The organism is Blattabacterium cuenoti, from assembly GCF_014252035.1.
Lineage (GTDB): Bacteria > Bacteroidota > Bacteroidia > Flavobacteriales > Blattabacteriaceae > Blattabacterium > Blattabacterium cuenoti_Z.
This window is the reverse complement of sequence record NZ_CP059207.1, coordinates 84,134-106,814: the sequence shown is the minus strand read 5'-3', so window position 1 is coordinate 106,814 and position 22,681 is coordinate 84,134. Positions and strand designations below refer to the sequence as shown.

Annotated in this window: 21 protein-coding genes and 2 tRNA genes; 9 read left to right on the top strand and 14 right to left on the bottom strand. The window is 24.4% G+C overall.

The genetic code is table 11. The features are described 5' to 3' along the window. The first annotated feature begins 15 nt into the window (after positions 1-15). Together fabD and H0H49_RS00470 are read left to right on the top strand one after the other, a co-directional pair. Positions 16-873, top strand: coding sequence for an ACP S-malonyltransferase (gene fabD / locus H0H49_RS00475; protein ID WP_185864544.1), 858 nt, complete (start codon positions 16-18; stop codon positions 871-873). Further along, a complete protein-coding gene (locus H0H49_RS00470; protein ID WP_185864543.1) occupies positions 873-1,796 on the top strand; it encodes a GYDIA family GHMP kinase in 924 nt (307 codons plus the stop codon). The genes fabD and H0H49_RS00470 overlap by 1 nt, the downstream gene beginning before the upstream one ends. 45 nt (positions 1,797-1,841) lie before the next feature. Here H0H49_RS00470 and H0H49_RS00465 read toward each other — a convergent pair. Further along, positions 1,842-1,925: transfer RNA gene (locus tag H0H49_RS00465), tRNA-Leu, on the bottom strand. Positions 1,926-2,474: 549 nt separating this feature from the next. Continuing rightward, the gene (locus H0H49_RS00460; RefSeq protein ID WP_185864542.1) at positions 2,475-2,768 is read right to left on the bottom strand and encodes an HU family DNA-binding protein; all 294 of its coding nucleotides are present in this window, start codon (positions 2,766-2,768) and stop codon (positions 2,475-2,477) included. Between the two features lie 90 nt (positions 2,769-2,858). On the opposite strand from H0H49_RS00460, the gene H0H49_RS03045 reads away from it, so the two are divergent. The 6 genes from H0H49_RS03045 to H0H49_RS00435 all read left to right on the top strand — a co-directional run bounded on the left by H0H49_RS03045 (position 2,859) and on the right by H0H49_RS00435 (position 8,884). Further along, the gene (locus H0H49_RS03045) at positions 2,859-3,176 is read left to right on the top strand and encodes an HhH-GPD family protein (protein WP_238784954.1); all 318 of its coding nucleotides are present in this window, start codon (positions 2,859-2,861) and stop codon (positions 3,174-3,176) included. Positions 3,177-3,352: 176 nt separating this feature from the next. Then, the gene (locus tag H0H49_RS03040; RefSeq protein WP_238784953.1) at positions 3,353-3,922 is read left to right on the top strand and encodes an NUDIX domain-containing protein; all 570 of its coding nucleotides are present in this window, start codon (positions 3,353-3,355) and stop codon (positions 3,920-3,922) included. 34 nt (positions 3,923-3,956) lie between these two features. After that, entirely contained in the window at positions 3,957-5,276 is a 1,320-nt protein-coding gene (gene gldE, locus H0H49_RS00450; RefSeq protein WP_185864541.1) for a gliding motility-associated protein GldE, read from the top strand. 236 nt (positions 5,277-5,512) lie between these two features. Continuing rightward, the gene (locus tag H0H49_RS00445; protein WP_238784952.1) at positions 5,513-6,025 is read left to right on the top strand and encodes a tetratricopeptide repeat protein; all 513 of its coding nucleotides are present in this window, start codon (positions 5,513-5,515) and stop codon (positions 6,023-6,025) included. A 403-nt stretch (positions 6,026-6,428) separates the two neighbouring features. Further along, positions 6,429-8,183, top strand: a complete 1,755-nt coding sequence (gene mutL, locus H0H49_RS00440) for a DNA mismatch repair endonuclease MutL (RefSeq protein WP_185864540.1) — start codon at positions 6,429-6,431, stop codon at positions 8,181-8,183. Next, a complete protein-coding gene (locus H0H49_RS00435) occupies positions 8,180-8,884 on the top strand; it encodes a rhomboid family intramembrane serine protease (protein ID WP_185864539.1) in 705 nt (234 codons plus the stop codon). Before mutL ends, H0H49_RS00435 begins: the two co-directional genes overlap by 4 nt. On the opposite strand, the gene lepB is transcribed toward H0H49_RS00435, so the two are convergent. Together lepB and dapB are read right to left on the bottom strand one after the other, a co-directional pair. Then, positions 8,873-10,369 (bottom strand): signal peptidase I, encoded by a 1,497-nt coding sequence (gene lepB / locus H0H49_RS00430; RefSeq protein WP_185864538.1) that lies wholly within the window; start codon positions 10,367-10,369, stop codon positions 8,873-8,875. The genes H0H49_RS00435 and lepB overlap by 12 nt on opposite strands. Positions 10,370-10,411: 42 nt before the next feature. Beyond that, entirely contained in the window at positions 10,412-11,128 is a 717-nt protein-coding gene (dapB, locus tag H0H49_RS00425; RefSeq protein ID WP_185864537.1) for a 4-hydroxy-tetrahydrodipicolinate reductase, read from the bottom strand. Positions 11,129-11,226: 98 nt separating this feature from the next. Between dapB and H0H49_RS00420 the strand changes: the two genes are divergently transcribed. After that, positions 11,227-11,312 (top strand) — tRNA-Leu (locus H0H49_RS00420). Positions 11,313-11,342: 30 nt separating this feature from the next. Here the strand turns inward: H0H49_RS00420 and ilvA are convergent. The 10 genes from ilvA to atpG form a co-directional block, all read right to left on the bottom strand. Then, positions 11,343-12,605, bottom strand: a complete 1,263-nt coding sequence (gene ilvA / locus H0H49_RS00415; protein ID WP_185864536.1) for a threonine ammonia-lyase — start codon at positions 12,603-12,605, stop codon at positions 11,343-11,345. A gap of 27 nt (positions 12,606-12,632) precedes the next feature. Beyond that, positions 12,633-13,682: a ketol-acid reductoisomerase gene (gene ilvC, locus H0H49_RS00410; protein ID WP_185864535.1), complete on the bottom strand. Its 1,050-nt coding sequence runs from the start codon at positions 13,680-13,682 to the stop codon at positions 12,633-12,635. A gap of 33 nt (positions 13,683-13,715) precedes the next feature. After that, positions 13,716-14,018 (bottom strand): acetolactate synthase, encoded by a 303-nt coding sequence (locus tag H0H49_RS00405; protein ID WP_185864534.1) that lies wholly within the window; start codon positions 14,016-14,018, stop codon positions 13,716-13,718. A 16-nt stretch (positions 14,019-14,034) separates the two neighbouring features. After that, positions 14,035-15,735 (bottom strand): biosynthetic-type acetolactate synthase large subunit, encoded by a 1,701-nt coding sequence (ilvB, locus tag H0H49_RS00400; RefSeq protein WP_185864533.1) that lies wholly within the window; start codon positions 15,733-15,735, stop codon positions 14,035-14,037. A 34-nt stretch (positions 15,736-15,769) separates the two neighbouring features. Beyond that, the gene (gene ilvD, locus H0H49_RS00395) at positions 15,770-17,449 is read right to left on the bottom strand and encodes a dihydroxy-acid dehydratase (RefSeq protein ID WP_185864532.1); all 1,680 of its coding nucleotides are present in this window, start codon (positions 17,447-17,449) and stop codon (positions 15,770-15,772) included. A 292-nt stretch (positions 17,450-17,741) separates the two neighbouring features. Continuing rightward, the gene (mnmA, locus tag H0H49_RS00390; protein WP_185864531.1) at positions 17,742-18,914 is read right to left on the bottom strand and encodes a tRNA 2-thiouridine(34) synthase MnmA; all 1,173 of its coding nucleotides are present in this window, start codon (positions 18,912-18,914) and stop codon (positions 17,742-17,744) included. A 55-nt stretch (positions 18,915-18,969) separates the two neighbouring features. After that, positions 18,970-20,097 carry a molecular chaperone DnaJ gene (gene dnaJ, locus H0H49_RS00385; protein ID WP_185864728.1) on the bottom strand — a complete coding sequence of 376 codons (1,128 nt, stop codon included), beginning with the start codon at positions 20,095-20,097 and terminating at the stop codon, positions 18,970-18,972. A gap of 24 nt (positions 20,098-20,121) precedes the next feature. Next, entirely contained in the window at positions 20,122-20,679 is a 558-nt protein-coding gene (locus H0H49_RS00380) for a nucleotide exchange factor GrpE (RefSeq protein WP_185864530.1), read from the bottom strand. 82 nt (positions 20,680-20,761) lie between these two features. Then, a complete protein-coding gene (gene trpS, locus H0H49_RS00375; RefSeq protein ID WP_185864529.1) occupies positions 20,762-21,766 on the bottom strand; it encodes a tryptophan--tRNA ligase in 1,005 nt (334 codons plus the stop codon). Positions 21,767-21,817: 51 nt separating this feature from the next. Further along, the gene (gene atpG, locus H0H49_RS00370; RefSeq protein ID WP_185864528.1) at positions 21,818-22,681 is read right to left on the bottom strand and encodes an ATP synthase F1 subunit gamma; all 864 of its coding nucleotides are present in this window, start codon (positions 22,679-22,681) and stop codon (positions 21,818-21,820) included.

The following is a 22,681-nucleotide window of genomic DNA, read 5'->3' as shown; positions in this document are numbered from 1 at the left end:
ATATTTTTATTGTTTATGAAAGCTTATTTATTTCCTGGTCAAGGATCACAATTTCCCGGTATGGGTAAATATCTGTATAAAAAATCTACTTTAGCAAAAAAATTATTTCGTTTGGCAGATGAAATATTAGGATTTCGAATGACATCTATAATGTTTAATGAAACAAAAATTCTTTCAGAGAATACAGAATATATACAATTAGCAATTTATATTTATTCAGTAATAAAAACAAAAATATTAAATAATTTTGATCCAGATATGGTTGCTGGTCATTCTCTTGGAGAATTTTCGGCTTTAGCATCTGTGGATGTTTTTTCTTTTGAAAAAGGATTATTTATGGTTAATCAAAGAGCGAAATTAATGCAAAAAATTTGTAAATCTACAGAAGGAGAAATGGCGGTTATTTTTGGTTTAAAAGATGAAATTGTAGATTTTCATTGCAAAATAGATAAAGGAATAGTAGTACCATCTAATTACAATTGTCCTGGACAATTAGTAATATCTGGAGAACGTAAAGCAGTAAGAAGAGTTTGTAAAACTTTGGAAAATATTGGAGCTAAAAAAATATTTATACTTCCTCTTCATGGGGCTTTTCATTCTCCTATTATGGAACCAGCAAAAAAAAAATTTAAAAAAATTATAGATAAAATATCTTTCAAAGATTCTAAATGTCCAATTTATCAAAATGTTAATGCTCAACCTGTTATAAAATCATTAGATATAAAAAATAATCTTATAAAGCATTTTACTTATCCAGTAAAATGGAAACAGTCTATAGAAAATATGATTAATAATGGTGCGCTATCATTTATTGATATAGGTCCAGGAAATATTTTAAGTGGTTTAATGAAAAAAATTTTAATAAAAAGATAATGTATTTTTATAAAAATTTTTTTTACAGTCATGGTAAATTGCTATTAACAGGAGAATATTTGATTTTATGTGGAGGCATAGGATTAGCCTTGCCTACAATAAAAGGGCAATCTTTAACAATTTTTGGTAAGAATTTTTTATCTTCCATTTTACATTGGAGAAGTTATGATGAAATTAATAAACTTTGGTTTGAAGTTGTATTTCGTCTTCCCTATCTGGATATAGTTTATCATACTGATAAAAAAATAACAATTAAATTGAGAGATCTTCTACTAAAATCTTTAAAAATTAAAAATGATTTTTTAAATAATCCTTTTGGATTTTTCGTAAAAACAAATTTAGAATTTCCAAGAAATTGGGGGTTAGGTAGTAGTTCTACTTTAATTAACAATATAGCAAAGTGGGCAAAGATAAACCCACATTTATTATTGGGAAAATATTTTCCTGGAAGTGGATATGATATTTCTTGTGTTTCTGTATCTAAACCAATAATTTATAAATTATCTAATAAAAAACCATGTATAATTCCTATTAATTTCGATCCTCCATTTAAAGAAAAATTATTTTTTTTACATTTAAACAAAAAGAAAAATACTTGTGATGGAATAGAATTTTTTCATTCCATCACAAGTATTTCCAGCAAAAATATTGAATCTATATCTTCTATAACTTTAAAATTACCTTTTTGTAAGACATTAATTGAATTTGAAAAATTACTATTTATACATGAAATGATTATATCCGAAACACTTAATATTCCTACTATTAAGGAGATTTATTTTCCAGACTACTTAGGACTAGTAAAAAGTTTAGGGGCATGGGGTGGTGATTTTGTTTTGATAAGTTATAGAAAGGGTATGAAAAATTATTTTTCAGAAAAAGGATTTCATACAATTATATCATTTGACGAAATGATATTATAATATAAATCAAAAACTAATGATGATGATATTTTTTTTAAAAAATAGTGCGGGCGAAGGGAGTCGAACCCTTATACCTATATAGGCATCAGATCCTAAGTCTGACGTGTCTACCAATTCCACCACGCCCACAAAAATATTATGATTTTAATCCATATAGCATCATATTTTTTATTTATTATATTTAAATAAAAAAAAACCTTAGGAAATAAATTATTTTAACATTTTTTATAAAGTAAGGTCTTACTTTCAGACAAAAAATACCAAAAATGAATAATGGTATGGTATTATATATATATTAATTTAATTTTTTAATAATAGTTATTTTATGGTGTAATGGTTATTCCCAAAAAGTTAATTTTAAATAATAATATCAATATCACATAAATACATGAATAATATTTCATCCAAAACTTATTATTTTGTGAAAAAGTTATAATAGTTTTCCAATAGAGATTTTTATTTGTTGTTATTTGCATTTATTATAACTTTTTAGTTATCAACAACAAAAAAAAATCCAAAAGGATTATAAAAAATAATTTTTAGGAAATATTATTTCTTTTTATGTCTATTTTTCCTATTTCTTTTTTTTCTTTTATGGGTAGCAATTTTACGTCTTTTTCTTTTTCTTCCGTTTGGCATAATAATTTTCAATCGTTATTGTTTCATATGATAACATCATTATTTTTTAATAGGAACATTTTTCTTCACTAATTCGGTGAAAGATTTTGCAGGTTTAAATGCAGGTATATTATGCGCAGGAATTACTATAGACATATCTTTAGATATATGACGTCCAAGTTTTTTTGCTCTATATTTAATAATAAATGATCCAAATCCTCTTAGATAAACATTTTCTCCCGATGTTAAGCTCTGTTTTATTTTTTTCATAAATGTTTCTATCACCTTTTGCGTGTCAATTCTCTCAGATCCAGTTTCTGATATGATTTCTGTTATTATATCTGCTTTTGTCATGTTTAATCATTATATCGAATAACAAAATTCGTTTTCTGTTTTCCTAAATATAGGAATTTTTTATAAAATTGCTTTAAAATTTAATATGTCATGGATTTATCTAAAAAAATAATAAATTGGTATAAGAATAATTATAGAAATCTACCTTGGAGAAATACAAAAAATCCATATTGGATATTAGTTTCAGAATTTATGTTGCAACAAACAAAAGTGTCTCAAGTAATAAAATATTATTACAGTTTTATCAAAGAATTTCCGAATCTAGAGAAATTAGCTCAAGCAAATGAAAAAGATGTTTTAAAAAAATGGGAAGGTTTAGGTTATTATTCTAGAGCTAGAAATTTACATTCCTTTGCTAAAGAATTAATTAAAAAAAAAATGAGTTTCCAAAAAAGTATGAAAGTTTAATAAAATATAAAGGAATAGGTCCTTATATAGCTTCTGCTGTTGTTTCCATATGTTTTAATCAAATAATACCAGCTATAGATGGAAATGCATGTAGAGTTTTTTCAAGATATTTGGGAATAAATAAAAATATTAAATCTGAGAAAACAAAAAAGATAATAAGAAATATCATCATAAAAATGATGAAAAACTGTAAATATCCAGGTATTTTTAATCAATCTATTATGGATTTAGGTTCTATTTTATGCACTTATAAAAAACCAAAATGTTTATTTTGTCCAATAAAAAATTCTTGTTTTTCTGCCAAAAATGGAACCGTAAATAAGTTTCCCGTAAAAATGACAAAAAAACATTCTATAAAAAATAGGTTTTTTTATTATATTATTTTACATGATCATAATGGAAATATTTGTATACATAAAAGGTCAAAAAACGATATATGGAAAGGCCTTTATGAGTTTCCTTTAATAGAATCAGATAAAAATCTGAATTCTAAAAAAGAAATAATAGATCTAGTTTGGAATAGATTTAATTTAAATTATTATAATGATATCATTTATAAAATCAAACATAAATTAACTCATCAAAACTTATTAATTCAATTTTTGAATTGCAAAATTTTACAAAAGGAATTTAATAAAAAAAAATTTTTGAAAAGATTTATTTTTATTCCGAATAATAAAATAAAAGAGTATCCGTTTCCACGTCCTATTATATTGTTTTTTAAATATAACAAAAACATGATTTAATTTTTTCGAAAAAAATTCATCAAAATTTAATCTTTTGGAAAAAGAATCTTCGACGAATATTTTCTTAGAAAATGCTATATATTTAGTCCTTTATTTTATAATAATAATAATACTTATACTATTTTCTGCATTGATATCTGGTTCAGAAACCGCTTTTTTTTGCATGAAAAAAAAAACTGTAGATAAAGAAATAAAAAAAAACTTCTATAAAGGAAATATTGTATTAAAAATTTTAAAAAATAAAAAAAAACTATTAGCTACAATATTAATATCTAATAATTTTTCTAATATTGGTATTGTAATACTAATTACTTACTTAATAGAATTTTTAAAAGATAAATTTTTTATTACTTATGATCAATATTCTATTATTTCTATCAATTTTATTTTAGAATTATTCTTTCTAACTTTTATTTTACTTTTATTTGGAGAAATAATTCCTAAGATATATGCAAGTAAAAATAATTTTAGTTTTGCTATATTAATGTCTAAACCTCTTATTTTTCTTAGTAAAGTTTTATACCCTATTAGCAGAATATTGATTTTTATATCTAAAATCATAGAAAAAAAATTATTAAGAAAAAAAAACGCATTTTCGGTAGAAAAATTATCAAAAGCTTTACAAATAACGTCATATAATAAAAAAAATATTAAAGAAAGTCAATTTTTACAAAGAATAGTTAATTTTGGTAAAACAGAAATACATCAAATTATGACTCCTAGAATTGATATGTTTGCTTTGAACAGCAATACATCTTTTGATGAAGTATTAAAATATGTTCGTAATCATGGATATTCTAGAATACCAATCTATAAAGGAGGAATTGATGATATAGAAGGAGTTCTTTATGCAAAAGATCTTCTTCCATTTATTTATAAAAAATATTTTAATTGGATACAATTAATTCATCCTCCTTTTTTTGTACCAGAAAAAAAAAAGATAGATGATCTTCTAAGTGATTTTAAAAAAAGAAAAATACATTTAGCTATTGTAGTTGATGAATACGGAGGTACTTGTGGATTAATAACTTTAGAAGACGTTATTGAAGAAATAGTAGGAGATATTATTGATGAATTTGATGAAGAAGATATGTCTTATTCTAAATTGAATAATAATAATTATTTATTTGACGGTAAAACTTCTTTAATCAATTTTTATCGTATTATGGATATAAAAGAAGAAATTTTGTTTGAAAAAAAGAAAGGAGATGCAGATACTCTAGGAGGATTTATAATGGAAATAAATAAAGAATTCCCAAAAAGTAAACAGAAAATTTATTTTCTGAACTATTCTTTTATTATTAAAAGTATTGAGAATAAAAGAATAAAAACTATAGAAGTAATAAGAAAATAATTAGTAATTTTCATTTTTACAAAAAAAAACTATACAAATACAATAATCAATATGATGAAATATTTTCATAAAAAATTTAGAAAAATTTATTCTTTTATCATTATAATAACAGCGATAACACTGGTTATATATTTTTTTTTTGGAAAATATTTATTAAAAATTCATTAGAAAAAAAAGCATTAACAGAATTAATTTACGCTCAACAATATCTTTTTCAAGGAGAAATAAATAAAGCTTTGAACAAAAAAAAAACAAAAGTTAATTACCTAGGATTTTTAGGAATATTATCTAAATATCCTTCTACTAAAGCAGGAAATATTTCTAAATATTATGCAGGGGTTTGTTATTATCAACTAGGTAATTATAAAAAATCTATAAAAATGATGGAAAGTTTTTCCGCTAAAGATGATATTCTTTTATCATCTATTAAATATGGATTTATAGGTGATGCTTTTAGTCAAATTGGGAACAATAAAGAAGCTTTGAAAAATTATATTAAAGCAGCAGAAATAAAAGAGAATGAACTAACAACACCACTTTATTATTATAAAGCAGCATTACTAGATTTTTATATGAAAAGATATAAACATTCAAAATATTTATTGAAAAAAATAGAAATAAACTATCCTTTTTTCTTATATAAAAAAAATGTAGAAAAGTATCTTATGTTTATCAAAAATAAATTAAAAATTTCTTTTTATGAAAAAAAACCTAATTATTCATTGAATTTTAATAAAATTAAAAAATAGAAATTTTCTAAACTTTTCATATTTTTATTCCTTTTTTATGAAATATCATCAAATTACAAAAATATTGTATGATATTTTATTTCAATTATTCCTAATAATCCTAATAATAGAGAATAAAAACTTATAAATAAATTTTTTAATCAATACAGGTATATTATGTAATAATAGTATAAAAAAGTAGTAGAATATCTTTGAATATATTCAAGGAATAAAAAACGTAAATTTGAATGAAATATGATATAACACAGAATAAAACAATATATTTTTATCGTTTGTTCAGGTGCTCAAAAGAATATAAATAAGGTGGTAATAAAATAAATAATATTTTATATTATTATAATGATGGAATAAAACATTATATATTATATCATTTTCTATATTTTATTTTTAGAAAATCTATAGAATGAATAAAAATGTTATTAAAATTTTACCTAAAAATGTTATTAATCAAATTGCTGCAGGAGAAATTATAGAAAGACCATCTTCTGTTGTAAGAGAACTTCTAGAAAATGCAATAGATGCTAATGCAAAAAAAATTGACATTTTTATAAAAAATTCAGGGAAGACATTAATTCAATTAGTAGATGATGGAGATGGAATGAGCTCAAATGATGCAAAAATGAGTATTCAGAAATTTGCTACTTCAAAAATTAATAGTGCAGATGATCTTTTCAAGATTAATACAAAAGGATTTAGAGGTGAAGCTTTATCTTCTATAGCACTTATTTCCGAATTAGAAATACAGACTAAAAATAATGAAAATTCAGAAGGAATACATCTTTTTATAGAAGAAGGAAAAATAAAAAAAGAAATACCTATAAATATGTTGAGAGGAACAAGAATTTTTGTGAAAAATATTTTTTCTAGATTTCCAGTTAGAAGAAAATTTTTAAAAACTTCTCAAATAGAATTTATTCATATACTTAACGAATTTTATAAAATAGCTATTTCTCACAGAGAAATAGCATATCGTTTTTTTCATAATGAAAAAATACTTTTTTATTTCAAGGAATCTTCCTTAAAAAAAAGAATAAAAGAAATTTTTAAAAATGAAAATACAATATTAACACCTATTTTAATAAAAAAAAATAAATTTTTCATTAAAGGATTTATTAGTTTTCCAAATTCATCTACAAAAAAAGGAGATAGATTATTAGTAGTTAATAAACGTTGTGTAAAACATCTTTATTTACAAAAAGAAATAATTCATGCTTATAATGGTTTTATAAAAAATTTTAATACGATATCTTATTTTATTTTTATCGAAATAGATCCAAAATTAGTCAATTGGAATGTTCATCCTGCAAAAAAAGAAGTAAAATTAGATAAAGAAGAAACAATAAGTTATTTGATTAAACAGGAAATAAAAAATGTTTTATTCCAACAATACAAAATTGAAAATATAAAAGATAAAGAATTAAAAGACTATGATATATTATCTTCTTTTCATTCTTCTACTACTAATAATAAAATGAATTTGTTATTAGAACATGATAATTCATATTTTTTTAATTCAGGAATACATGAGCAAATATTTCAATTAAAGTATTTGCTACATCAAGACGATAAAAAATATTATATTAATTCATATATTAAACTTCATAATTATATTTTGCATAAAAAAAAAATAAAAACGATTCAAATATATCGTAAATATGTAATATTTGAATCAAACAATGAAAATATGATAGTGGTAGATCAACATAGAGCACATAAAAATATATTGTATAATTTTTTTTATTCAAAAAAATTAATTATTCAAAAATTATTTTTTCCATTAAAGATAAAACTATCAGAAAAAGAGTTGATTTATTTGAATAATATTAGAGAATGCCTAAAAAAATTAGGTTTTTATTTCTACATAAAAAATAAATCAGTTTATTTATATACTATTCCTGATAATATTCATCAGAATTCATTGAAAGAAATATTTAAAAATGTACTAAATTTTAGTTTAAAAGAAAAAAATAAAAAAAATAAAGATATACTCATAAAATCTATATCTGATTCAGCATCCATAAAATATGGAGAAAAACTAAATCATGATCAAATGGAATGTTTGATTAGAGATTTTTTTTATTGTAAAAATTATAATTATTCTTATACAGAAGGTCCTGTATTTTTCATAGTAAACGAAAAAATATTTAAAAAAAAGTGAATATTTATACAAATTTTAATTCAGATGCTGTAAAACATTTAATCAGTATAAATATACTTATATATACAGCTACATTTGTTTTTTCACAATATAAAATAGAAAGTTTGATGTCTTTATATCATCCTTTGGATGAACGATTCGAGTTATATCAAATTATAACTCACATGTTTGTACATTCTAAAAGACTTTTTCTACATATAATTTTCAATATGTTAGCATTATTTATGTTTGGAGGTCAATTAGAAACTTTATTAGGAATAAAAAGATTTATGATAGTTTATTTTTTATCAGGATTTTTAGCTGCATTATTACAAATAATTTTTAATACAAGTGTTATGTATTATTTTTTACATACTTTAGATTTTTCGGAAGCTAGAAAAACATTAGATTATTTAAATGAAGAACAAAAAATAACTATTTATAGTTCAATGTATTCTCCTATGATGGGTGCTTCTGGTGCTATAAGTGGAGTAGTTGGAGCTTTTGCTAGATTTTTTCCAGAACATAAAATTTTTATATTACCTTTTCCATTTCCTATCGCTGTAGAAAAAGCTATTATGATTTTTATTTTTGGAAGTTTTTTATCTTCCATTCTAAATTTAGCACCTGGAGTAGCACATTTTGCTCATATTGGAGGTATTTTGTCTGGTTATTTTATAGGAAGTTTTTTTTTAAAAAAAGGAAATGATTTATTTTTTTAAATAATCATTATTTTTTTTATTGAAAAAAAAATATATAAATGAAAATAAAATAAATAAGGATAAATAAGATTTATTATTATCTATTGTTGTCATAATACGGTTCCAACGAAATTTCCAATGAAATATATTCATTGGATGTTCACGATTCCAATCGATACTCATCCATATAAATACTGGTTTTCCTACTATGTGATCTTCTGGAACAAATCCCCAATAACGAGAATCAAAAGAATTATGTCTATTGTCTCCAATCATGAAATAATAATTTTTTTTAATTTTATAATTTTTTCCTAAAATATTGTGATTTATTTTTTTTTCTCCTTCATAATTAGATATTTCATTATAAATATGCAAATTTTCCGAATTTATTTTCATAGTATCTCCTTTTTTAGGAATATATAATGGGCCAAAAAAATCTCTATTCCAACCAAACTTATTTGAAAATATTATCGAATCGTCTTTATATTCTTTTGGTTGAGTATTTTTTTTTAAAAAAACTATATTATCAAATAATTTTTCTATTTTTTTTGCTTGTTCTTCTGTCAACATTATCTGATAGTAATATTCATTTTTATTTTCTCCAATAAAATCAATATCTTCAATATCCATATTTTCTTTTAAAAATTCTATATTTAAAGGAATATTATCAGTTTTTACAAAATAGGATTTTTCTATTTTATTTAGCAAATATTTATCTTCTCTATGGTTATTGATAAATAAAATTCCTTTTTTAATACAAATAGTATCTCCTGGAAGTCCTACACAACGTTTTACATAATGATCTTTTCTATCTAATATTTTATGGTTTATATCTTTAGGAAAATTAAAGACAACAATATCATTCCTTTGTATAGTTTTTATGAAAGGTAAACGAAAATATGGAAATTTGATATAAGAAAAATAAGATTTGATACCCAGTATATTATTGTGGCAGAAAGGAATATATATAGGAGATACAGGCATTCTTAGTCCATAATGGATTTTACTAACTAAGATAAAATCTCCTACAAGTAAACTTTTTTCCATAGAAGAAGTTGGAATAACAAATGGTTGAATGATATAAGCATGTGTTACCAACGATAGTATTACAGCTAACAATATTCCTGTATTATTATTTTCTATTTTTTTTTCATTATCATTTTTATTTTCAATGTCAGTTTTTTTAAAAAAATTGATATAATAAATATATAGACCTGCAGAAAGAAAGAAAATTATAATTTTCTTTCTTTCTGTTTTATACAAAAAATAAATTAGATCCATCCATAAAATAAAAAGTAGAATGATACTTGTTAATGGTATAAATAAAAGAAAAATATACCATACGGGTTTATGTATTTTTTTTAAAAGAATAAAAATATTGTATATAGGAATAAGTAGTTTCCAATAACTAATTCCAAATTTTTTATAAAAATTACAAGTTCCTAAAACATGAATAACATGTAAAAAAAGCAAAAAAATGCCACTGGATATAAAATATTGTAGCATATAGTATATATTATAATAATATTATTATAATAATAAACAATTTTATTGTATTCCTAATACTTCTTTCATAGAAAAAATTCCTTTTTTATTTATAATCCATTCTGCAGCAATAACAGATCCAAAAGCAAATCCTTCTCTATTATAAGCCTTATGTAAAATTTCTATTTTATCTATATTGGATTTATATGTAACAGTGTGATTACCTGTTACATTTTTCATTCTTTTCGAAAGAACTAATATTTGATCTTGATTTGTTCTTTTTTTATCTAAAATCCATGTTTTTTTCATATTATTATCAATAATATTTTTAACTAAAGATAAAGCTGTTCCACTAGGTTTATCCATTTTATCTAAATGATGAACTTCATTTATTGTTACTTCGTAATCTTTAGTATATGGACACATTAATTTTGATAATTTTTTATTTATTTCGAAAAATATGTTCATACCAATACTGAAATTAGAAGAATAAAGAAAAGATCCATTTTTTTCTTTACATATTTTTTTAATAGTTTCCATTTTATCTAACCATCCTGTAGTTCCACATACAACAGGTATGTTATTTTTTATACAAATTTTTACATTATCAAAAGCAGAATTAGGTTGACTGAATTCTATTACTACATCTAAATTAGATTTTCTCAACAAAGAATCTGTTGGTGTAGCATCATAACATAATGAAATATTATGATTTCTGTATTTTGCTATTTTTTCTATAGTACGACCCATTTTTCCATATCCTATTATACCTATATTCATTCATGTGTTATTTTTAATTATTTATCAAAAGTAGTTGAAAAAATATAAAGATTTATATTTTCAAAAATTTGAATACATTGCATAATACATAAATAATAACCCACGTGGTGGAATTGGTAGACACGCCACTTTGAGGTGGTGGTATCCGTTTTAGGATGTGCTGGTTCAAATCCAGTCGTGGGTACAAAATGTTGTTCATAATGTTTTTATTTTTTTATATAAGAATACGAAATAAGTCTGGATTTTTATTTAAATATTGAAAATGAACTCTGTATTGTTTCATTCTTCCTAATAATTCAGAAAAATCATTTTTATTGGATAATTCTATTCCTATAACAGCTGGGCCCTCTTCTTTAGAGTTTTTTTTGGAATACTCAAAGTAAGCAATATCATCTTTTGGTCCTAGAATATTATTCACAAATTCTCTGAGTGCTCCAGCTCTTTGTGGAAATTTTACAATAAAATAATGTTTTTTTTCTTCATATAAAAGAGATCTTTCCCTTATTTCTTCTGTTCTAGTTATATCATTATTTCCTCCGCTTAAAATACAAACAATAGTTTTTCCTTTTATATTTTTTGAATAAAAATCCAAAGCAGCTATAGAAAGTGCTCCAGCTGGTTCTGCAACAATAGCTTCTAAATTATACAGATCTAAAATAGTGGTACAAACTTTTCCTTCTGGTACGATTTGTATATCATGCAGTATTTCTTTGCAAATATTAAAATTTAACTTTCCTACTTTTTTAACAGAAGCTCCATCAATAAATCTATCTATTGTTTTCAATTCTATAATATTACCTTTTTTTAGGGATAAACTCATAGAAGGTGCTCCTTTAGGCTCTACCCCTATAATTTTTGTTTTAGGACTTGCTATTCTAAAATGACTACCGACTCCAGAAGCTAATCCTCCTCCTCCAATAGGAATAAAGATATAATCTATATTTTTTGATATAGATTGTTGTAAAATCTCTAAACCTACAGTAGCTTGTCCTTCAATAATTTTTATATCATCAAAGGGATGAATAAAAACTTTTTTATTATTTTCACAATCCTTCATAGCTTCATAACTCACTGCATCAAAAGTATCTCCACTGAGAATAATCTCAATATTTTGTTTGCCAAACATTTTAACTCTCTCTACTTTTTGTTTAGGAGTAGTGCTGGGCATATAAATTTTTCCTAATATTTTTAATATATTACATGAATAAGCAACTCCTTGTGCGTGGTTTCCAGCACTTGCGCAAACAATTCCATTTTTTAACTCTGTATTAGACAAACTAATTATTTTATTATATGCGCCTCTGATTTTGTATGAACGTATAATTTGTAAATCCTCTCTTTTTAGAAAAATATTTGCCTGATATTTTTCTGATAAAAGCAAATTTTTTTGTAGTGGAGTTTCATGAATAATATTATTCAGTAAATTTTTAGCTTTAATGATTTCCTTATAAGAAGGAAAATATTTATTATAATTCAATATATTTTCAATTAATAATACAAAAAATTAAGATTCTTTTTTTTCCGGTCTAAGATTTCGAATTGTAGTTCCTACTTTCCATAGTTCACTTTCTCTAAGGTGTTTCAATTCTTTTTCTAATTTATTTCTGTAATCTTTTTCAAGATTGGATTTTATAATTCTTTCAGCTTCTTTACCTGAAGAAACTTCATGATATAATTCACGAAATACTGGTAACGTAGCATCTCTAAATTTTTTCCACCAATCTAAAGCACCTCTTTGTGCAGTAGTAGAACAATTAGCGTACATCCAATCCATTCCATTTTCTGAAACCAATGGCATCAAACTTTGAGTAAGTTCTTCGACTGTTTCATTGAAAGATTCTGAAGGAGAATGTCCTTTATCCCTTAATATTTGGTATTGTGCTGCAAAAATACCTTGTATAGCTCCCATCAAAGTTCCTCTTTCACCAACCAAATCGGAATATACCTCATTTTTGAAATTTGTTTCAAACAAATAGCCAGATCCTATTCCTATACCAATAGATATAGTTTTTTTTAAACAATTACCACTATAATCTTGATAAATTGCATAGCTAGAATTAATACCTTTACCTTCTTTAAATAATCTTCTTAAACTAGTTCCTGACCCTTTAGGTGCTACTAAAAATATATCTATATTTTTAGGTGGATATATTCCTGTTTTTTCACAAAATGTTAAACCAAATCCATGTGAAAAGTATAAAGAATTTCCATTATCAAGAAACTTACAAAGAGTTGGCCAAAAAGATATTTGTCCCGCATCTGATAGTAAATACATAATTATTGTTCCTCTTTGAGAAGCTTCTTCAAGAGAAAAAAGACTTTTTCCTTCTATCCATCCATCTTTTAAAGCTTTTTCCCAAGAAAAAGAATTTTTTCTTTGACCTACTATTACTTGAAATCCATTATCTCTAAGATTCATAGATTGTCCAGGGCCTTGAACTCCATATCCTAGTACAGCTATAACTTCTTTTTTTAGTATATCTCTAGCTTTGGATAAAGAAAATTCTTCTCTTGTTACAATATTTTCTTCTACAGGTCCAAATTTTACTTTCATAATTTTTAATTATTTATTTAATAATATTTTTAATTAAGATGTTGCTAATGGCAAATCTATTTTTTTCCAAGAATTTTTTTTAGAATTTTTATTTTCTATTTTGTAGTAATAAACATGAATAACTCCAATTAATTTTTCAATTAATTTTTTTACTTTAATTAATTCTTTTTCTTTAGATTCTAAATCTATAATATGTTGAAAATGAGATTTGCTTCTATCAATAGAAACGTTAATATGATTAGTTTTTAAATTTCTACGATTTAGTATAATAAGTATTCTACTTAATAATCTCGTATCATCTTCTCCTAAAATTATTATTCTGAATTTATTTTGCATATTATAATGTTTTTGTTTATGTTAAACGAATTTCGTCTACAGATGATCCTGCAGGAATCATAGGAAAAACGTTATCCTCTTTTTCTACTATGACTTCTAATAAAAAAGCATTTTCATTAGATAATGCCTTGTTTATAGATTCTCCTAGTTTATTTCTATCATTTATTCTTTCTGCATCTATATTATATGCATTAGCTATTTTTATAAAGTCAGGATTTACTAATTCTGTACATGAATAACGTTTATCAAAAAAAAGTTGCTGCCATTGACGTACCATTCCCAAAAAATTATTATTTAGCAAAATAATTTTCACAGCAATATTGTTTTGTAAAATAGTACCCATTTCTTGTATTGTCATTTGTATTCCTCCATCTCCCACTATACAAATAACTTGTCTATTTTTTGATCCTAGTTTTGCTCCAATAGCAGCTGGAAGTGCAAATCCCATAGTGCCTAATCCACCAGAGGTTATTTGACTTTTTTTACAAGAGAAATCAAAATATCTTGAAGCTATCATTTGGTGTTGTCCTACATCTGTTACAAGTATTGCATTTTTTTCTTTATACTTATTAATCCATTTGATAACTTCCCCCATGGTTAGACCTTTCTTAGTTGGATACATATCATTTTTTATTACTTCTATTTTTTCTTTTTCTTTCAGGTAAAAGAATTGATTAACCCATTCTTCATGACTAGATTTATTAACATAAAAAACTAGTTTTTTCAAAGAAATTTTACAATCTCCAAGTATTGGTATGTGACATGATATATTTTTATTTATTTCAGAAGGATCAATTTCTAAATGAATTATTTTTGCATTTTTAGCATATTTATTCACATCTCCAGTAACACGATCGTCAAAACGCATTCCTACAGAAATTATAAGATCACATTGATTGGTTAAAATGTTTGGAGCATAATTACCATGCATACCTAACATTCCTACATACAAATAATGACTACTAGACAATGCACCCAAACCTAACAATGTACTAGCTACTGGAATACCTGTTTTTTCTACAAATATTTTGAATTCATCCTCTGCTTTTGCCAAAATGACACCCTGTCCAACTAAAATCATAGGTTTTTTTGCGATATTTATTAAATCTGCCGCTTCTATTATTTTATTTTCTTCTATACAAGGATATGGATGAAAATTTTCTATATATTCAAAATGTTGATTATAATTAAATTCAGATTTTTTAGTCTGAGCATCTTTAGTAATATCTATTAAAACTGGACCTGGTCTACCTTTTTTTGCTATAAAAAAACCTTTTTGAATAGATTTGCAAATATTTTTTGCTTCTAGAACTTGAATATTCCATTTAGTTACAGGAATAGAAATATCTATAATATTTGTTTCTTGAAAAGCATCAGTTCCCAGTAGATGAGATGATACTTGTCCAGTGATACAAACAATTGGAGTACTATCTATTAGTGCATCAGCTAGTCCAGTAATTAAATTAGTAGCTCCAGGTCCTGATGTAGTGAAACATACACCTATTTTTCCTGTAGCTCTAGCATAACCTTGTGCAGCATGAATCGATCCTTGTTCATGCCGCATTAAAATATGGGATATAACATTCAAATAATCATGTAAAGAATCATATATAGGCATAATAGCACCTCCAGGGTATCCAAAAATGTATTCTACTTTTTCATGTAAAAGTGTTTTTATTACTATTTCTGAACCAGATAAAAATTCTTTTACTACCATAATAGATTAATAATATATTAATTAGTCATATTAGTTAGTCAGTAATACATCCTTTATCCGCTGGAGATACTGTTTTTATATATTTATATAAATAGCCTTGTTTAATTTTTAATAAAGGAGGATTCCATAATTTTTTTCTTTTATCTATTTCTTCTTTTTTTATTTCAAGATTAATAGTATTATTTTCTGCATCTATTTTTATAAAATCTCCATTTTTTATTAGGGATATTAATCCTCCAGATTCAGCTTCTGGGGTAATATGACCTACGACAAATCCATGTGATCCTCCTGAAAATCTTCCGTCTGTTATAAGAGCTACATTTTTTCCTAATCCTGATCCCATAATATAAGATGTTGGTTTTAACATTTCTGGCATTCCAGGTCCTCCTTTTGGTCCTACATATCTGATAACAATAACACTCCCCTGTTTTATTGTATTATTTAATATAGCTTTGTTAGCTTCTTCTTCTGAATCAAAAACTTTTGCTTTTCCGCGAAACATGGTCCCTTCTTTTCCTGTTATTTTAGCAACAGCACCTTTTGGTGATATATTTCCATACAAAATTCTAATATGTCCATTTTTTTTAATAGGATTTTCTACAGGAAAAATAATTTTTTGATTAAACGTTATATCTGGAACATTTTTCATATTATCGTATAATGTTTTTCCAGTAACAGTTAAACAATCTCCCAATAAAATTCCTTTTTTTAATAAATATTTTATGATTACCGGCATACCACCTATATGCATATGTATATCTTCCATAAGAAAATCTCCACTGGGTTTTAAGTTTCCTATAAGAGGAATTTGATCACTAATTTTTTGAAAATCTTTTAATGTAAGATTAATATTTGCGTATTTAGCAATAGCTAAAAAATGTAAAACTAAATTAGTAGATCCACCTAAGCACATAGCTAACTTTATTCCATTTTTTATAGAATCTTTAGTTACTATATCTTTAGGTTTTATATTTTTTTCTAATAGAATTTTAATATAATTAGAGGCTTTTTTACATTCTATTTTTTTATTTTCACTTGTTGATGGAGAAGAAGATGAATAAGGGAGCATCATCCCCATAGCTTCTAAAGCAGAAGCCATAGTATTTGCTGTATACATTCCTCCACATGCTCCTGGACCCGGACAAGAGTTTTTAACTATATTTCGATATTCTATATCGGATATTTTACATGTATTTTTTTTACCTAATGCTTCAAAAGAAGAAACGATATCCAATTTTTTTCCATTATAAAAACCTGAAGAAATACTCCCTCCATAAATAATAATAGAAGGTCTGTTTAATCTAAGTAAAGCAATCATAACTCCTGGAATATTTTTATCACATCCAGGAATAGCAATTACTCCATCATAATGATGAGAATCAACTACAGTTTCTATGCTATCTGCTATTAGTTCTCTAGATGGTAAAGAATATCTCATTCCTTTTGTACCCATTGTGATACCATCACTTACTCCAATAGTAGTAAATTGAAATCCGACTAAATTTTTTTTTATTATTGAATTTTTTACAATTTTTCCCATTGTATTCAAATGCATATTGCAAGGATTACCATCATACCAATTACTAACTATTCCTATTTGTGCTTTACCAAAATCTAAATCCTTCATTCCTGTAGCATATAACATAGCATGAGCTGCAGGTAAATCCGATTCATTTGTTATTTTTCTACTAAAATTATTAATTTCTTTTTCCATGAGATCTTTTATAAAATCAAAAAAACCCTACTGAACTTACGTTTTTTTCGAGTAGGGATGAAAAATATCATCTAATTATGAATTATAATAACTATATAATTATATAATATGCAAAAATATGAAAAAAATGGATAAGGTAAAATTTATTTACATTATTTTATTCATTATTTTTAATTTATTAGTAAATATATTGAAAAGTTTACAATTATAAATAAAACGAAGAGCTCATAATTAATAATAATTCAAAAAAAACCGTTTTTTTTGAATTAAAAAAAATTTTTATATAATTTTACTACGAAATAATTCCAGACCCTATCAATTCTTTTCCAAGGTACCAAACCGCAAATTGACCCTTTGTTATAGCAAATTGCATTTCATCAAACTCTATTAACATTCCTTTTTTGACTTTGTATAATTTTGATTTTTGTAAAGGTTGCCTATAACGTATTCTACACATAACATTCATTGTTTCTCCTTCATACATTACAAGATCTTCTCTTATCCAATGAATATCTTTTTCTAAAATAAATAAAAACTTATTATATAACCCCGGATGTTTTCTACCCATTCCTGTGTAAATAATATTTTCTTTAACATCAGTATCTATAATAAATAAAGGCTCCTTATAACCTCCCAATGATATCCCTTTTCGTTGTCCTTTAGTAAAAAATTGGGCACCTTTATGATGTCCTATAACTTTACCATATGATCTTTGATATTTTTTATATAAAAACAATTCTTCTTCTTCATAAAAAGAAGGTATCATCTGTTTTCTATAAATTTCAGAATTAGAATCAATATAGATGACGTCTCCTATTTTTGAGGAAATTTTTTGCTGAAGAAACTGATATAAGTTTATTTTACCTATAAAACATAAACCTTGAGATTCTTTTTTAAGTGCATTATATAATCTATTTTTTTTTGCTATTTTTCTAACTTGATTTTTAGTAAAATTTCCTAATGGAAAAATAGATTTTTTTAATTGATATTGATTTAACTGACACAAAAAATATGACTGATCTTTATTAGGATCTTCTCCCATGAAAAGACATTGGATGATTTTTTTATTTTTTATAATTTTTTTATTATTAACATAATGACCAGTAGCTATAAAATCAGCTCCTAAATCAATAGATTTTTCTAAAAAAACAGAAAATTTTATTTCTCTGTTACATAAAATATCTGGATTAGGAGTTCTACCCAATTTATATTCATTAAACATATAATCAATGACATGTTCTTTATATTCTTTTTTCATTTCTACTATTTGAAAAGGTATATTTAATTGTTGAGCAACTAGCATAGCGTCAATGCTGTCTTCTTTCCAAGAACATTGATTATTATAAATAGTATTTTCCCAATTATGCATAAATAAACCAATGACTTCATATCCTTTTCTTTTTAGTATTAAAGCCGCTACACTTGAATCTACACCTCCAGAAAGACCTATAACAACTCTTTGCATAAATTATTATTATATTTTTTTCCTAGGAAAAATTATTTATTCACTAATAATAAGTTTAGGAAAACATTTCTCTTACACGATCAAAAAAAGATTTTTCAAAATTTCCTGGATGAGGAAAAAAATTTTCATCTTTTCTCATTTTTTCAAAAAATTTTCTTTGTTCTTCGTTAATTTTTTTTGGTGTCCAAACGTTTACATGAATTAATAAACTTCCGTTACCATATCCATTAACATTAGGTAGGCCTTTATTTTTCAACCTTAAAGTCTTTCCTGATTGTGTTCCAGGATCTATTTTAATTCTAGCTTTTCCATTTATAGTTGGAACTTCTTTTACAGCTCCTAATATTGCATCAGGAAATGAAATATATAAATCATAATGTAAATTATTTCCCTCTCTTTTCAATTTTTCATGTGGAATCTCTTCTGTTATAATAATTAAATCACCAGGAATTCCTCCAAAAGGAGCTTCATTTCCTTTTCCAGAAATTTTTAACTGCATTCCTTTTGTAATACCTGATGGTATTTTAACCTGAACAAGTTCTTCTTCTTTTATTAATCCATCTTTATTAGCTCCATAAGGTATATTTTCTACATTTTTTCCTGTTCCATAACAAACATCACACTGTGAAGTAGTTTGCATTCTACCTAATATAGTATTTGTTATATGTGTAATTTGACCACTTCCATTACAAGATGAACAATCTTTAAATTTTATACCTTTGGCTACTTTTAATCTTTTTACTTTCACTTTTTTTTCTGTACCATTAGCTATTTCTTCTAATGAAAGTTTAACTCTTATTCTTAAATCACTTCCCTTAATAGTTCTAGATCTTGTAGTTCTTCCAAACCCAAAACTAGAAAAACCTTCTCCAAATGCATCAGAAAAAATATCTCCAAAATTAGTGAAAATATCTTCCATATTCATACCGGACGCTCCCCCTGGTGAACTACTTCCTCTTACACCTGAATGACCGAATTTATCATAACGCTGTCTTTTTTCTGAATCACTTAAAATTTCATAAGCTTCAGCAGCCTCTTTAAATTTCTCTTCAGCTTCCTTTTTATTATCTAAATTTTTATCCGGATGATATTTAATAGCTAATTTTCGATATGCTCTTTTAATTTCTTCTGAAGAAGCATTTCTAGAAACTCCTAAGACTTCGTAATAATCTTTTTTCATTATGAAGATAAAAATTATTTATTATTATTATTTTCCAGTAACAACTTTAGCATGTCTGATAACCTTTTCCTGAAGAATATATCCAGCTTCTATTATTTCTATAATTTTTCCTTTTAAATCTTCTGTGACAGCTGGTATCTGTGTAATGGCCTCATGAAAATCCGTGTTAAAATCATCTCCTTTTTTTATTTTTATTTTTTCTAATCCTTTTTCTTTTAAAATTTTAATAAATTTCTCTTGTATAAGAATAATTCCTTTAATAAGAAGTTCATCTTTAGATTTTTTTAATTCTTTTAACCCACGTTCAAAATCATCTAAAATTGGAATTAGGTCTATCATAATTTGTTCATGAACAGTTCTAAAAATATCAAATCTTTCTTTTTGAATACGTTTCTTATAATTTTCAAATTCTGCAAAAATACGTAAATATTTATTTTTTTCTTTTTCTAGTTCCTCTTTAATAATTTCCATTTCCTTTTTCAAGGATTCTTTTTTTTCTTTACAAATAGAAGAAGAATCATCATCAGAAACAATAAAAGATGGATCCTTTTTTTTTTCTATATTTTTTTTTTGATTGTTGTTCATAATATAAAAAATATTTTCACCATAATTCCTATGCTTAAGGAATTATTTTGCAAAATATTTGCCAATATTTATAATTATGTCATTATGACATTTTTTTTAATGAAAATAAAGGTTTGAAATTCAAACATTTTCTAATGTAGTTCATCCTATTTATTGCTATACTTTTTGCTTTTTTAGCTCCAGAAAAAAGAATTTTATCTAGTAATGATTTATTTTTGATAATGGAAAAAAATTTATTTCTTTCTGTAGAAAATTTATGAATTATTTCTTCATATAATGCCATTTTTGCTTCTGAATATCCATATCCACCTTTTACATATTTTTTTTTCATATTTTCTACTTTATTTTTTGGTGCCACTAATTTATATAAATACATTATATAATCTTTATTAGGATCAGGGTTTTTTTTTTCTTCCAAAGATTTACTATCTGTTTTTATATTCATAATTTGTTTTTTCAAAATTTCATCTGAAGAAAAAATATCAATGTAATTATTTTTTGATTTACTCATTTTAGAACCATCTGTTCCAGTAATAAACATAGATTTTTCCTGTAAAAAAGGATTAGGTAATGAAAATACTTTTTTTCCTATTTTTTTGTTAAAAAAATAAGCTATTCGACGTGCTATTTCTATATGTTGTAATTGATCTTTTCCTACTGGAATTATTTCTGCGTTATAAAGTAATATATCTGCAGCCATTAAAATAGGATAAGTAAATAATCCTACATTTATTTTACTCTTGTTTTCTTCTTTTTTAAAAGAATGTACTAGTGTTAGTCGTTTGTAAGGGAAAAAACAACTTAAATACCAAGCTAATTCTGTAACTTCAGTCACATCAGATTGTCTATATAAAATACTATTTTCTGTATTTAGTCCAAACGCTAACCATGTTGCCACAATATTGTAAGTACTATTTTTTATATATTGTATGTTTTCTGTTTGTATGATGGAATGTAAATCTGCTATAAATATAAATGAAGAATATTTTTTATTAGTTATCATATTAATAGATGGTATAATAACGCTGAGTATATTTCCTAAATGAGGATTACCTGTGCTTCGGATTCCTGTTAACATATTTTTCATTTTTTCGTAGTTTTTTATTCAAAATACAAATATTGAATGATTCAATTAATTTTATTGTAGTGAATCCAAACCTCCTATTATTTCAAGTATTTCTTTGGTTATTGTTGTTTGTCGTTCCTTATTGTAATTTAATATTAAATTATTTTTAATATGAGATGCATTTTCTGTTGCTTGATGCATAGAAATCATACGCGCTGTATGTTCCGCTGTTAAAGACTCTGAAAATACTTTTCTTAATCTAAAATGAAGTATTTTTGGAATTATATAATTAATAATCTCTTTCTTAGACGGTTCTAAAATAAACGGTAAATCTTTTTTTTTTTGGATAATATTATTGATTTGAAAAGGAAGAAATTTTTCTACTGTTACTTCTTGAAGTAAAGAATTTTTTAATTTATTATATATTAAATAAACTGATGAAAAAATTTTATTAAAAAAATCTGAAATTAAATTAGTTGTAAAATATTGTATTTGAATATCGTTTAAATTTTCTACGAAATCACCATACATGTGATATCTTTTAGATAAGAAATCAAAACCTTTTTTTCCAGTAGAAAAAAAAATACAATCTTTATGTAAAAAAAAATTTTTTTTAAGTATAAAATTAATTTTTTCAAATATTAATGAGTTAAAAGATCCACATAATCCACGATTAGATGTAAATACAATAAATAATTTTTTTCCATTTTCATTTGAAGAATAAAAATATTTATTATTTTCTATTTTTTTTCCAGTTAACATAATAAGTTCTAGAAAAACTAGTTCTAGATGATTTAAGTAATATTTTATATGTTTCAATATATTTTTATATTTTTTTAATTTTACTGTAGATATCATTTTCATTGCTTCCGTAGTTTTCATTACAGATTCTATAGAAATGATTCTTCTTTTTATCTCTTTTGGATTAGAAGACAT

Coding starts and splice junctions, on each gene's coding strand:
- fabD (WP_185864544.1), top strand. CDS start 16: ATGAAAGCTTATTTATTTCCTGGTCAAGGATCACAATTTCCCGGTATG.
- H0H49_RS00470 (WP_185864543.1), top strand. CDS start 873: ATGTATTTTTATAAAAATTTTTTTTACAGTCATGGTAAATTGCTATTA.
- H0H49_RS00460 (WP_185864542.1), bottom strand. CDS start 2,768: ATGACAAAAGCAGATATAATAACAGAAATCATATCAGAAACTGGATCT.
- H0H49_RS03045 (WP_238784954.1), top strand. CDS start 2,859: ATGGATTTATCTAAAAAAATAATAAATTGGTATAAGAATAATTATAGA.
- H0H49_RS03040 (WP_238784953.1), top strand. CDS start 3,353: ATGATGAAAAACTGTAAATATCCAGGTATTTTTAATCAATCTATTATG.
- mutL (WP_185864540.1), top strand. CDS start 6,429: ATGAATAAAAATGTTATTAAAATTTTACCTAAAAATGTTATTAATCAA.
- lepB (WP_185864538.1), bottom strand. CDS start 10,369: ATGCTACAATATTTTATATCCAGTGGCATTTTTTTGCTTTTTTTACAT.
- dapB (WP_185864537.1), bottom strand. CDS start 11,128: ATGAATATAGGTATAATAGGATATGGAAAAATGGGTCGTACTATAGAA.
- ilvC (WP_185864535.1), bottom strand. CDS start 13,682: ATGAAAGTAAAATTTGGACCTGTAGAAGAAAATATTGTAACAAGAGAA.
- H0H49_RS00405 (WP_185864534.1), bottom strand. CDS start 14,018: ATGCAAAATAAATTCAGAATAATAATTTTAGGAGAAGATGATACGAGA.
- ilvB (WP_185864533.1), bottom strand. CDS start 15,735: ATGGTAGTAAAAGAATTTTTATCTGGTTCAGAAATAGTAATAAAAACA.
- ilvD (WP_185864532.1), bottom strand. CDS start 17,449: ATGGAAAAAGAAATTAATAATTTTAGTAGAAAAATAACAAATGAATCG.
- mnmA (WP_185864531.1), bottom strand. CDS start 18,914: ATGCAAAGAGTTGTTATAGGTCTTTCTGGAGGTGTAGATTCAAGTGTA.
- H0H49_RS00380 (WP_185864530.1), bottom strand. CDS start 20,679: ATGAACAACAATCAAAAAAAAAATATAGAAAAAAAAAAGGATCCATCT.
- trpS (WP_185864529.1), bottom strand. CDS start 21,766: ATGAAAAATATGTTAACAGGAATCCGAAGCACAGGTAATCCTCATTTA.
- atpG (WP_185864528.1), bottom strand. CDS start 22,681: ATGTCTTCTAATCCAAAAGAGATAAAAAGAAGAATCATTTCTATAGAA.